6 protein-coding genes are annotated in these 12955 nt (G+C 68.6%); 2 read left to right on the top strand and 4 right to left on the bottom strand.

Features of this window, described 5'->3' with window-relative positions; all coding sequences use genetic code 11:
- Window positions 1-371 precede the first annotated feature (371 nt).
- Together STRCI_RS41600 and STRCI_RS41590 are read right to left on the bottom strand one after the other, a co-directional pair.
- Window positions 372-1790: an FAD-dependent oxidoreductase gene (locus STRCI_RS41600; protein ID WP_269664194.1), complete on the bottom strand. Its 1419-nt coding sequence runs from the start codon at window positions 1788-1790 to the stop codon at window positions 372-374.
- Window positions 1791-2754: 964 nt separating this feature from the next.
- Window positions 2755-3633: an alpha/beta fold hydrolase gene (locus STRCI_RS41590; protein ID WP_269664193.1), complete on the bottom strand. Its 879-nt coding sequence runs from the start codon at window positions 3631-3633 to the stop codon at window positions 2755-2757.
- A 112-nt stretch (window positions 3634-3745) separates the two neighbouring features.
- Here STRCI_RS41590 and STRCI_RS41585 point away from each other — a divergent pair, with 112 nt between their 5' ends.
- Window positions 3746-5716: an AfsR/SARP family transcriptional regulator gene (locus STRCI_RS41585; RefSeq protein ID WP_269664192.1), complete on the top strand. Its 1971-nt coding sequence runs from the start codon at window positions 3746-3748 to the stop codon at window positions 5714-5716.
- 365 nt (window positions 5717-6081) lie between these two features.
- On the opposite strand, the gene STRCI_RS41580 is transcribed toward STRCI_RS41585, so the two are convergent.
- Window positions 6082-6915, bottom strand: coding sequence for an alpha/beta fold hydrolase (locus STRCI_RS41580; protein WP_269664786.1), 834 nt, complete (start codon window positions 6913-6915; stop codon window positions 6082-6084).
- A gap of 873 nt (window positions 6916-7788) precedes the next feature.
- Here STRCI_RS41580 and STRCI_RS41575 point away from each other — a divergent pair.
- Complete coding sequence (locus tag STRCI_RS41575) at window positions 7789-8826, top strand: helix-turn-helix domain-containing protein (RefSeq protein ID WP_269664191.1); 1038 nt, start codon at window positions 7789-7791, stop codon at window positions 8824-8826.
- An 868-nt stretch (window positions 8827-9694) separates the two neighbouring features.
- Here the strand turns inward: STRCI_RS41575 and STRCI_RS41570 are convergent.
- The gene (locus tag STRCI_RS41570) at window positions 9695-12526 is read right to left on the bottom strand and encodes a tetratricopeptide repeat protein (protein WP_269664190.1); all 2832 of its coding nucleotides are present in this window, start codon (window positions 12524-12526) and stop codon (window positions 9695-9697) included.
- Window positions 12527-12955 lie beyond the last annotated feature (429 nt).

The following is a 12955-nucleotide window of genomic DNA, read 5'->3' as shown; positions in this document are numbered from 1 at the left end:
TCGCGATTATTGCCACCAGAGCAGATAGGCCTGCACCTATCTTGTCCCGCATGGATGAAAATCTTCTCTGGTTCAATGTTTCCTCTCCTTTGTGAATACTGCCTACGCTGAGAAAGGTTGGAGTTCTGCGGGATCCACCTGGGTCCGTCTTACGAACACGGACGGTGTGGGCAGGACGTCGCTGCGTTCGGACAGCGGGTCGAGATGCTTCTCACTGCGCGGCTCAGCCTCACCTGTGGTCAACGACCGCTGAGCCGCGAGAGCATGCCTGGTACCCGCGATACGTTCCTACGGGCAGCCATGCGCAGGATGCGTGCCGTTGGCCCCAGAGGCACGGCGGCTCGACGCTGCCGCGTCCGCGGGCTCCGGCATCAGTTCGCTTCAATGATCTCTAGCAGCTGGGTACGGTCGGGACCGGGGTAGGGGTAGCGGGGAGCGTTGGCACCGAGTTCGATGATCCGTTCCACCAGCCCCGGGCGGGCCAGCACCTCGGCTGGGCCGGCCAGCATGCAGCCGACCTCGGCGTAGCTCCGCAGGACGTGAGGGTCGCGGAGCCGGACAGCGTCCAGCATGCTGCGCAGGTTCCAGTCGTCATCGTCGGTCGTGTAGCGCTCACCGCGGATCTCGGCATCGATCTCGGCGAGCCGGTGCTCGTCCCAGTTGAGAGATCCGCTCCAAATCGGCTCGAGCAGTTCCTTCGTGTCACGGTCGAAGTGCAGCGCGAGCTCGATCGGGTTGTCAGCTCCGAACTTGCGGAGCGACTCCCGGAGCAGCAGAGCGTGCCGGACTCCTACCGTCATACCCATGCCGAACTGGGGGTTCGTAGTGGCCCACGAGTCGCCGACCGCCACGAGTCCCGTAACCACCGGCGTTCCATCCACGGTATACGTCCAGTGCTTGCTTTCCGTCCCGCCCATCGCGTTCACATCGGTGATCGGTTCTCCGGCCAGCCAGTGCGAAACGTCGGGGTAGCTGGCGGCAACCCGGGTCCATACGTTCGGGTCCTTCAGCGCCCGCAGCTGCTGGTCGCGGCCGGACGTGACGAGGGTGAGCGACCAGGTGTCATGGTCACCGGGCGCGGTGATGGCCGAGATGCTGTTGTAGTGGAAGATCGGCCAGGTCGGCTGGGCGGGCAAGTCACCGTGCTCAGACCTGAAGTAGCGGGTGTAGTAGCGGAAACCGACAGCGGCGTGCTGGCTCGTCGGGGCGGCACCGAGGTCTGCGAGCAGGGCGGGTATCCGGGTGCTGCGGCCGGTGGCGTCGACCACCAGGTCAGCAGTGATCGTCTCCCCGTTCCTGGTGGTCACTCCCACGACGTGGGGTGTCCCGAGTGTGCGGGCATCGCCAGTCACCAGGCCGGTAACCTTCACATCGCACCGAACGGTGATTCCGGGCGTCTCCCTCGCCTCCGCGAACAGCGCCATCTCCAGGACGGGGCGCCTGGCGGCGACGGTCTCGAAACGCTCGTCCCCCTCCTGGCGTTCTCCGACTTCGCCCGCCCCGAAGGCCCCTTCGATCATGTTGTGCGGGCGTCCGCCCACAGCCAGCAGTCGTGCCGCGGCGCCCGGAAGCTCTCGGGCGAGTGTCTGGTAACCAGCCGGCATGAAGATGTGCGTGTGCCCGAACTGGGCGACACCCGGCCGCTTCCATTCCCCGCCGAACACGGCGGCCGTTGTCCGGGAGTCGGCGGGGTCACGGTCCAGCACGGTGACGCGGTGTCCGTCCGCAGCGAGAAGCATCGCGGTGACGAGCCCCACCGGGCCAGCGCCGAGCACAAGGGTGTGCGGCATGAAGGAACTCCTCTGGTTCGTCGGTGCAGCCACTGTGTCTGCAGAAACTGCTCACCTCCCAGACCGAAAGATTGCTCAGTTTTGGCTTCCTCCGGCAGGCAGAAGCACCGGCCTTGGGCAACTCCCCCGCCCGCCCACAGCCAGGGTGGGTGTCTTGTAATCGGTGGGGAGGTTGGTGCGTGGGCATGGTTGGGGGGATCTCTCAGCGGTGATCCAAAGCGGGTCGAGCCCTTCTCCGGGCTGCCCGAGGGGCAGTTCGCCAGGCCGGTGACGTTGGTGCTGCGTCGTGGTGGTGGCACCCCTGGCAGCTGCCGGCGGCGGCCTATTGGTGCACGAGCCTGACGTTGCGGCAGGTGGCGCCATTGCTCGCGATCTCGAATAGGGGTCTGGGCCTACCGCTTCCTCGATCACCTGGCACACCCGCGACCGCGGTATCGCTGCGTCCAGCAACAGGTACCCGCTACTTGAAGAACCATCAGCCTGATCCTGCAAGGCCCCGGGTCTTCAAGCCCGAAAGGACGTGCATTCTGACGGGCAACGCGGAGCACCGCCGTATCGCGTGGTGGGGCTCCCCGACGGCGCCGCGCTCAGTCCGGCCGCTTCTGGTTCTCGGTGTACTCCTCGACCACGGCGATCCCTGCGTCACCGCAGGATCCGGCGAACTACGAGGGGGAACAGAAGCGCTCACCCCACAGGTACTTGTTGATGGGCAGGGCAGTCCTGCTGCAGGCGCCCCGTGCAACAGGCGCTTGCGACAGGGCCCGACGTAGCGGGGACTCCTGCCGCGGCCATGTGCTTCATCGATCGTCGGTTCCGGTTGCTCCACCTCGCAGACGCCCTCAGTGCCACGGTCTTCGTCACCGGTGCGGCCAAGGCCGGAGTTTCCGATCCGGGTCAGGGGTCCGCATTGCACGACAGTGACGGATCCCGGACTGCGGGCGGGTGTGTTGAATGACCCAATCGGTCAGCGACTCGTCAGCGCTCGGAGGGCGCCGGCAATTTCTGCTGGAGCTTCCTCGGCCATGAAGTGACCCGAGGTCACCGTGGTGTGCTGGAGATCAGCGCACCAGGAGCCCCACAGTGCGGCAGCGTCGAAGCCGAGGGCCGCGCCCCAGTCCTGTTGGAGCACGCTGACAGGCATCCTCAGCTGATTGTCGGCCGCACGGTCCGCCCGGTCGTGCTCGATGTCAATGGCCGCGGAGGCACGGTAGTCGGCGACGATCGAAGGCACCGCGCCCCGGCAGGCCTTCAGGTAGGCGGCGCGGATGTCGGCGGGAATCGCCTGCGGGTCGTTGGTCCAGCTGTCGAGGAAGTGACCGAAGAAGGCATCCGGGCTGGCTGCGATCAGCTGCTCGGGCAGTCCCGGCGGCTGCGCCATGAGGTAGAGGTGGAAGCCGACGGACGCCGTGACTCCGTGCATCACATCCCACATGTCCAAGGTGGGAAGCACATCGAGGCAGGCCAGGTGGGTGATCCTGTCGGGGTGGTCGAGGCCGGCGCGGAAGGCCACGAGGGCACCGCGGTCGTGCCCGGCCAGGGCGAAGCGCCTGTATCCCAGGGCTTCGGACACGGCCACTATGTCGGCGGCCATGGTGCGCTTGGAATAGACGGTGCCGTCGGTGTCCACGGGCTTGTCGCTGTCCCCGTAGCCTCTCAGGTCGGGACAGATCACGGTGTGGTCCGCCGCGAGGTCGGCAGCGACATGCCGCCACATCAGATGCGTCTGCGGGAAGCCATGGAGCAGGACGAGTGGTGCACCCGAGCCGGTGACGGCCACGTTCAGCGACACATCGTCGGCGACATGGATCCGGTGGTAATCGAAGGTGGCGACCGTTTGTGCCATGAGCCGGCTTCTTTCTGTGGATGAGCTGGTCCTTTAACCCTGGCTGCCGCGGATGAGCATCGAATGAGCAGGCGATAGCGTGACCTGGCGTGGGGCGGAGAGGGGCCGGGCAGTGAGCGTGACATTCGGAATCCTCGGGCCGGTGGCGGCCTGGGGCACGGATGGCTGCCCGCTCGCCCTCAAGGGGCCCCGGCACCGTGCGGTCCTCGCCCGCCTGATCATTGCCCGGGGCCAGGTCGTTCCTGTGACGCGTCTGGTGGATGATCTGTGGCACACACCGCCCCCGAAAGCGGTCGGGGTCGTCCGCACCTTCGTCTCCGCCTTGCGGCGGGCCCTGGAACCCCAGCGTCCTCCCCGTATGCCGGCCCGTCTGCTGATCACGGACGGGCCGGGCTATGCGCTGCGGGTCGAGGACGATCGTGTCGACAGCCGACGGTTCGAGCAATCAGTCGCTGCGGCCGCCGCACTCCGTCCGGAGTCGGCCTTGCCCCGGCTGCAGGAAGCGCTGGCCTCTTGGCGAGGCCCGGCTCTGGCCGACTTCGCCGATGAGGGGTGGGCCCGTACGGAGCGCTCCCGCCTCAGTGAACTTCGGCTGCATGCTGTAGAGCGGCAGGCCGAAGCGCGGCTGGCTCTTGGGCGTGCCGCGGAAGCCGCGCCCGATCTCGACGCGCATGTAACCGAACATCCCTGGCGCGAGGATGGATGGCGGCTGCTGGCCACCGCGCTGTACCGGACCGGTCGCCAGGGAGACGCGTTGGCCGTGTTGCGCCGGGCACGCACGCTCCTGGTCGAGCAGTTGGGTGTGGACCCGGGTCCGGCGCTGCGCGGTCTTGAGGCGGACATCCTGGCCCAGGACCGTCGCCTCGACCTGCCTCCCGGCCTCGGCGGTACGGCGGAGAGGGTATGGGCGGACGCGGCTGCCGCATACGACCGCACCGTGAGGCCCGGCACCCGGGCCCGGCTGGAGTCCACGGTAGGCCTGTTGCGCAACCTCGCCGTCACCGGCGGCGACGGCCTGGAAGTCGCCCGGCGCCACCGCTTCGCTGCCATCGCCGCAGCCGAGGAGCTCGGCGACCCGGAGCTGACAGCCCGGGTGATCGGCGCATACGACGTTCCGGCCATCTGGACTCGCGTGGACGATGCCCAGCACACGGCGGACGTCATCTCCTCAGCGGAGCGTGTTCTGCAAGAACTTCCTCCCGGGCATCACGACCCTGCCCGGGCCCGTCTGCTGGCCACCATTGCCCTGGAGTCACGAGGGACACGCTCGGCACGAGGCCTGCAGGCCGCTCAGCAAGCGGAGCAGATCGCCCGGCGGCTGGATGACCCTGGGCTGTTGGCTTTCGCTCTCAATGGCGTCTTCATGCAGACGTTCCATCGGGCGGGCCTGTCCCCGCGCCGGGACCAGACGGGCGCGGAACTGATCGCCCTGTCCGCACGACACGGCATGGTCACCTACGAAATTCTCGGCCACCTCATTCGGCTCCAGGCCCGCAGCGCCCTCGGGGACTTCCTCGGTGCGAACCACCACGCCATCGCAGTTGACCGCCTGGCCGAGCGTAACGAGCTGCCTCTCGCCAGCGTGTTCACCGCGTGGTACCGGGCCTTGCGTCTCTCCCTGACCGATTCGGTGCCGGCTGCGGAAGCGGCCTTCCGTGACGCGGCGGCCCGGCTGGGCGGGGTGGGCATGCACGGTCTGGAGGACGGCCTGCTGCCGATGACCCTGCTCTGTCTGCGCGTCCTGCACGGGCAGCCCGCTCAGACGCGTGACCTCTCCGGCTGGGGACCTCATGAACCCTGGGCCACGCCGCTGGTGCTCCTCGCCCGCGGCGATCGCGCCGAAGCGGCCGCGCGATTGCGCCACATGCCCGATCCCCCTCCTGGCCTTCTGTTCGAGGCTCAATGGAGTCTCGTGGCGCAGGCTGCGATAGGGGTAGGTGACCGGACCATGATGGAGCGGGCGCGCACCATGCTCCTGCCTGCTGCTGGGGAATGGGCCGGGGCGGGAAGCGGTCTGCTCACTACAGGCCCGGTGTCACGCCATCTAGGTGATCTCACCACCGCGCTCACATCCTCACGCTGACACCCATTCCGGTGTACGGGCTCACGTCAGCACGTACGCGGACACCCTGCTGAGCAGGCAGTGGCCGGTGGAGATGTGTCGGAATCACAGCGGTGGTGATTGCCCGGTGTCGCAGCGCCGCATCAAGCCGCCGACTCCCATGGCCTGCTGCTTCAGGTGGAGTCGACCCCGCTGAGCCTGCACCGTCCGGACGTGGCTGAGGCAGCGTTCTCCCGGTGATCCCCAGCGAGAGAACGTGGCCGAATGGATCGCTCGACACTCTGCCATCCCAACCGAGCGCTCCGACGACGCCAGTGGCTACCGCATAAACACCACCATGGCCCGCCGGTTGGACGGGTGGGCCATGGTGGTGTCCGGGCTGACGACTACTTGGCCAGGAAGGTCAGCAGTGCGTCGGTGACCTCCTCGGCGTGGGTCCACAGCAGGCCATGCGGAGCTCCTTCGATCTCGACGTAGTCCGCGTGGGGGACGGCCTGGTGGAATGGACGGCCAGTGGCTTCGATGGGCAGGATGCGATCCGCGGTGCCGTGGAGGATGAGGGCGGGCACATCGATCTTGTCCAGATCACTGCGGAAGTCGGTGGTCCAAGTCGGGACGCACGCGCTGGACGCGTAGGGGGAGGCGCCGGCGGCCGTCTTCCAGCTCGCGCGAACGGCTTCCTCGCTGATCCGGGTGCCCAGGTTCTCGTCGAGGTTGTAGAAGGCCTGGTAGAAGTCGGTGAAGTAGGCGTACCGGTCCTTCGTGACGGCTTCCAGGATGCCCTCGAAGACGCTGCCGTCTACGCCGGTCGGATTGTCCTCGGTCTTGAGGAGGAAGGGCTCCAGCGAGGCCAGGAAGGCGGCCTTGGCAACCCTCTGGGATCCGTAGGCCGACAGGTAGCGGCCGACCTCGCCGGTACCCATGGAGAAGCCGACCAGTACGGCGTCTGTCAGGTCGAGAGTCTCCATCAGGGTGTTCAGATCGGAGGCGAAGGAGTCGTAGTCGTAACCGGTGGTCGGGCGGCCGGAGCGGCCGAAGCCCCGTCGGTCGTAGGTGATCACCCGATAGCCGGCCGTGAGGAGGGCCGCGGTCTGCTTCTCCCAGGAGGCGCCATCGAGCGGATATCCGTGAATCAGGACGACCGGCCGGCCCGAGCCGTGGTCCTCGTAGTAGATCTTGATGTCAGCGCTGTTCTCCAGGCCGACGGTGATGTACGACATGACAGTCTCCTCGATGGTGCCGGATCGGTTGTGCTGAGTCATGGGGCTCGGGATAGGTCGGCTGTGCCGCGCAGCCCGCTCGATCAGCCGGGTCACCGCGTCGGGACGGGATACCCCCACCGCAGGCGAGGCGTCCGCCTCGACGATGTGAGCGCTGGCCCCTTCGGATATGAACCTCTGAGCGGCAGAAGGCGGGAAGCGACGGAATGTTGTAGCGCTCGGTGGCGACGAGCGAACACGAGGGGGATCGCCTTCCACGCGGCACTGGCCGACGGCTCCTCGGACGCGATCGGCCGATGCGTCCTTCGCGGACACGTCCGCCGCGAACTGGCCCCGGAACGTGTTCGGCTTGATGGTGAGACCGGTTCCTGGACGCCGTCCTGGCCGACGGCGGCGTCACTGATCACGGTGTCGCCGTAGGGGTGCCCGCCCAATCACAGGGAAGCCCGTCTCCTCCAGGTTCTTCGTCACACCGCTTCGCCTGGAGGCCTCCGCCAGCGGCCATGATCCACAACGATCTCCGCCGTAAGTCGGGCGCCGATCCCGCACGGCCGGACGCGACCGCGGTAAAGGCTGCCGTGTGCTGACAGCGATGAGCGCTGAGCGCGTACGCCTCGGAACAACCAGCGACGGCCAGTTCATGCCGGTCTCCTCCAGCAGAAGATCAACAACGGGCAATCTCGACGCGAAGCCCACAGGGCGCGGTTGCCTGCGAATCGCGAGGTGCGGTGTGCCAGCCACCTGCACACACGTTAGATTCAGCACCAGCGGCGACTTGTCTGTCCGTGCACCGACTGTGTCGCAGAGCGCATTGGCTCCTGCACCGACCGGGTCCCGCCGGGTGGGGCGGGAGGGGGGCTGGGAGGTTACGACGTGACGGCTACGGTGCTCTCCACAGAGCCGATTCCCGCCAAGGAACGGCTGGCCTACTGGCACGAGATGATCAGTCGGATCTACGACGAGCTGGCGTCCGTCCGGATGGACATCGCCCTACCCGTGGACGCGCCTTACCGGGGCACGATCACCGCAACCCGACTCGGTTCCCTGCACGTCGCCACGACGGACGCCGACCCGCAGCGGTTCCGCCAGACCAAAGGAGTGGCTGACGGGCCGGGTGCGGACTACGTCAACGTGTGCTGGATGGACCGCGGGGTCCTGGCGCTGGATCAGAACGACCACCGGGCGCTGCTCCGGCCCGGGTCTTTGCTCTTCTTCGACACCAGCCACCCGCACCGAACCAACTACCCCGTCCCATTCCGCCAGCAGGTCATCCAGGTGCCACGGTGGATGCTTGGCCTACGGGAGGGCGAGATCCAGCGCCTCACCTCAACGCCCATCGGACCCGACACCGACACTTCGGCGCTTGTGATCCAGTTCCTCTCCCAGTTCGCCACCAAAGCGGCATACATCCCTCCGCACATCGGCGACCTGCTCGCACGCAACACCGCAGACCTGCTGGCCACCTTGATCGCCGAGCGACTGGACCGTGTCTCTCCCGACACCGGCACCGATGCCGCAAGAACCGCGCTGCGGCTGCGTATCAAGGGCTTCATCGACCGCAATCTCGCCGACCCGGACCTCTCCCCGCAGATGATCGCTGACGCGCACCGCATCTCCGTGCGCTATCTGCACTGGCTCTTTCAGAACGAGGAGACCACGGTCAGCCGGTGGATTCTGCACCGCCGCCTGGCTGCGGGCCAGCGCGACCTCGCCCGCTCCAGCCGCTCGGCACTGTCCGTCGCCGCCGTCGCCCACCGGTGGGGCTTCACCAGCCCTTCCCATTTCAGCCGCGCCTTCCGCGCCGCCTACGGCATGACACCCCGCGAATGGCGCGCCGGGCCCGAGCAGGATCGACCCATCCTCCTCAACCCTCCGGGCGGAGTCCACGCCGAAGGTATAGCCGGGCCCTGACCACCGCGGAGCCTGTGCCCTGGGGGCGGAGACGGCGCCATCGGGCCGTGGACGATGCGGGCTGCGCTGCGGAGGGGGCCGCAGGGATCGGGTGGATGCCTGTCCGCGGGTCCCGGCGCAGGGGAGTGGTGACATTTGCCTGGGCTGGCTGAGTCGGCGGGGCACAGCCAGCGGCGAGCGCAGTGTGTCTGGTGGAAGGCGAGAAAGTATCTGGCCCGGTGAAAGGCCCGAGCGGCGCGGTTGGCAGGCGGCCGGGACCTGGCGTTCATGCTTGAGCAGGCACTGGAACACCGGTGAAGACCGCACCGACAGCTGCAACACCCGCCAGGAAGTCACGATCAGCGAAGCCGGCGAAGCACCCGAAGTGGGAACAGGCTCCACCCGCATCGGCGGCCGATGGCTGCCGTAAACGACGGCCAGACGGTTGCCCTCCACCAGCGCCCTCGACATCGACCACCTCGTACCCCTGGCCGAAGCATGTGACTCGGGGGCATCTGGCTGGACGCCAGCCCGCCGCAAAGCCTACGCAAACGACCCCCGACTCACTCGTCGCCGTCACCGCGCGCAGCCACCACTCAAAGCCGACCAGGACCCCGCGCAGTGACTGCCGCCAGCCGCAGAGCAGCATTACCGCTATGCCTCGGAATGGGGCGGCACCAAACTCCGCTGAAACCTGACCCGGCCCCCTCGTGATGGGCGGCGATCAGGTCCTCCCCTACCGCTCTGATCGCCCGCGAAATTGCCGTGCCCGCTTCACTCACGACGCCCCCGCTCCCCATGGGTAATACGTGAATCTTGCTGCAACTCCGTCGAGAATGAGCATCGTTCGGCGTACCCCGGCCCCGGCGTCAGCAGCATGCCGCACGAGCTATTGCCATGGGGGTGTCGGAGTACCGTCGGGGTCCAGGCCATGGGGCCACAGTCTCGTGAGCAGCTGCCAAGTCCCGGGCATGAAGAACAGGGCGTCCGTGTCGCCGTGATCGGCGGCCTGCCGGACCAGGGCCTCGGCGCCCTCCCGGTCCCCCGCCTCCTCCCGCATTTCCGCCAGACGCCGTATGGCGTCGGTGCTGCCATGGTGGGCGGCCTGCCGGACCAGGACTTCAGCGCCCTCCCGGTCCCCGGCCTCCTCCCGCATCCGGGCCAGACGCAACAGGACGTCGGTGTCACCGTGGCCGACGGCCTCCCGCGCCAGGACATCAGCGCCCTCCCGGTCCCCGGCCTCCTCCCGCATCCGGGCCAGACGCAACAGGACGTCGGTGTCACCGTGGCCGACGGCCTCCCGCGCCAGGACATCAGCCCCCTCACCGTCCCCCGCCCGCTCCCGCATCTCGGCCAGACGCCGCAGGGCGTCGGTGTCGCCGTGCTGGGCGGCCTGCCGGACCAGGGCCTCGGCGCCGTCCCGGTCCCCGGTCTCCTCCCGCATCCGGGCCAGGTGGTACAGGGCGTGGGTGCTGCCGCAGTCGGCGGCCTCCCAGTAGAGGGCTTCAGCATCTCTCCGGGCCCCGGACTGCTCCCGCATTCCGGCCAGGTAGGTCAGGGCGGCGGTGAAGCCGTGGCTGGTTGCCTGCCGGGCCAGGGCTTCAGCGCCCTCCCGGTCCCCGGCCTCCTCCTGCATCACGGCCACGATGAGCAGGGCGTCGGTGTCGCCGTGGTCGGCGGCCTCACGGACCAGGGCCTCAGCGCCCTCACGGTCTCCGGCCTGCTCCCGCATCTCGGCCAGGGAGTACAGGGCGTGGGTGCTGCCGCAGTCAGCGGCCTCCCGGACCAGGACCTCAGCGCCCTCACGGTCTCCGGCCCGCTCCCGCATCTCGGCCAGGGAGTACAGGGCGTGGGTGCTGCCGCAGTCAGCGGCCTGCCGAGCGAAGGCTTCAGCCCCCTCACGGTCCCCCGCCTCCTCCCGCATCTCGGCCAGGCGCCGCAGGGCATCGATGTCGCCGTGGTCGGCGGCCTGCCGAGCGAAGGCTTCAGCTCCCTCCCGGTCCCCGGCCCGCTCCCGCATGCCGGCCAGGCGCAGCAGGGCTCGGGGGCTGCCGTGGTCGGCAGCCTGCCGCGCCAACGCTTCAGCCTCCTCCCGGTCCCCGGCCCGCTCCCGCATGCCGGCCAGGCGCAGCAGGGCTCGGGGGCTGCCGTGGTCGGCAGCCTGCCGCGCCAACGCTTCAGCGCCCTCCCGGTCTCCTGCCTCCTCCTGCATCACGGCCAGGGTGTGCAGGGCTTGGGTGCTGCCGTGGTCGGCGGCGCGGTGGCGGAGGTGGTGGGCCCATTGGAGGCGGTGGCGGTCCTCGGCGGCTTCGGTGAGCTTGTGCAGGTCGTCGGGGTGGGTGAGGTGGGTGTGGGCGGCGTGCCAGAACGAAGCGGGTGGGCACAGGTGGCGGCGAGTGGTGCGGCCGTGTTGTTCGAGATAGTCGGCGAGCCGGAACACCGGTCCCGCAGGCGGAGCTGCGTTGTTGGCGCTGGTGGTGGGGGTGGGCGGGTGTTGCGGGGGGCGGGGTGTGGTGCGGCGCAGCGGGGCCTGCTTGCCGTGGACCGGCTGGGCGAGTTCGGCGTAGGCGGCTTCGGCCCAGTGGTCGGTGAGCTGGTCGTAGTCGTGCTCGCTGAGGTAGCCGGCGGCGGCGTCGGTGAGAAAGGCGTGCCGGAGGTGGAGGCGGACGCCGAGTCGACGCGCGTCCATCGCTGCTTCCAGCAGGGCTCGTGCGGGCGGGGTGGACTGTTCGTAGCGGCGCAGCAGTTCCGGGGCGCCGGCCAGGTCCTGGGCCACTCGGCCGTGATCCCGGGTGCGGGTGAGGGCGTCGGCCAACAGCCCGTCACCGTTCTCGGCGAGAGCGGCGGCCGCGGTCAGGGCGCTCGTGTCGAAGGTGTCGGGGACGGTCAACGTGTGGCCGGCCAGCAGTTCCCGGGCCCGGCTGTGGGGATCGTGTCCGCCTGGAGTGGGCAGGGCCGTGTACTGGTGGGCGTACTCGGGCCACAGCGTGCCCAGCACCAACACCGGCCCGCGCTGCTCATCACTCAGCAGTCGGTGCACGGCCGCCGCGACCAGCTCGCCGACAGCTGGGTCGCCAAGGTAGTGCTGAGCCTCGTTCAGCCACACCACCGTCCGAGGTCGGACCTGCTGCAGCTCCTCCAACGCGGCCTGCGCGCGGGTCGGGTCGAAGGGATGCCACAGCCTCCACCCCTTCACTGCAAGCGGCTGCACCGCCTCCCAGCACGCCCTCGTCTTCCCCGTCGACGACGACCCCACCAGGAACACGATCTTGCTGCGACCTCCTGACGCATCCCGCACCGCAGCAGCCAGAGCCTGGTCATGCCGGCGGGGCACGTACCCGGGCAGCGTCCGCACCCCACCGCCCGAAACGGTCTTGCCCAATCCTGCGGGGTGGACTTCCAGTTCGTGCGGCTCCCACTGACCAATCGACCTGCCTGGCCCTGACGCGTGTGCTGAGGGCGCGCCCGACTCCTCGGCCGCCTTTCGCTGTAACTGAAGCAGCTCACCCACCGACAGCCGCAACGCGCGCGCCAGAGCGGCCACCGTGTCCGCCGACGGCACACCCCCGCTGGACGAGAGTGCCTTCGACACCGTCGTCCGCCTCAGATTGGACTGATGGGCGAGCTGCGTCAGGTCCAGTCCCGCCCGGGCCCGCCCCTCGGCAAGTCTCCTGCACAGCTCGTCACGTGCCGGACTGCGGCGGCCTGACCCGTCGTACATGTCGGCTGTCCCCCGAGGTGGTGTGTTCGCCCGCGTTCATCATGGTCCCGGCGAACCATGGCGCGCACCGTTTCCGCGACCTTCGACTCTGTCAACATCCCAACCATTCACAGAGCCTGCCGGGAGTCTCACCGTCCATGCCGGTTCGGCGGGCGAGCATCTGAGTAAAGTCCCGTACAGCCTGTGGGTTTGATCCAGCTCGGGAAAGATGTCGAGAGGGGATTTCAGCCGGGTGGTTTCGTCCTCGGTGAGGGTGCCGGGGTGCGGATGATCCAGTCGAACGACGGTGCGCTCGGGCGGCGCTGCGGTGCAGGGGCCAGCGTGTTGGGCCACTCCAGGCGGCTGCGGGCCCAGTCCCGCGAGCTGGTATAGGACACCCGCCGGGCATACCGCTGAACGGTGTGTCGCGCCCAGCCGAGGTGACGTGCG

This window comes from Streptomyces cinnabarinus (genome assembly GCF_027270315.1).
GTDB classification, from domain to species: Bacteria; Actinomycetota; Actinomycetes; order Streptomycetales; family Streptomycetaceae; genus Streptomyces; species Streptomyces cinnabarinus.
Note: the sequence above shows the minus strand (reverse complement) of the source record. Positions and strands in the feature narration are given on the sequence as shown.

Coding starts and splice junctions, on each gene's coding strand:
- STRCI_RS41600 (WP_269664194.1), bottom strand. CDS start 1,790: ATGCCGCACACCCTTGTGCTCGGCGCTGGCCCGGTGGGGCTCGTCACC.
- STRCI_RS41590 (WP_269664193.1), bottom strand. CDS start 3,633: ATGGCACAAACGGTCGCCACCTTCGATTACCACCGGATCCATGTCGCC.
- STRCI_RS41580 (WP_269664786.1), bottom strand. CDS start 6,915: ATGTCGTACATCACCGTCGGCCTGGAGAACAGCGCTGACATCAAGATC.
- STRCI_RS41570 (WP_269664190.1), bottom strand. CDS start 12,526: ATGTACGACGGGTCAGGCCGCCGCAGTCCGGCACGTGACGAGCTGTGC.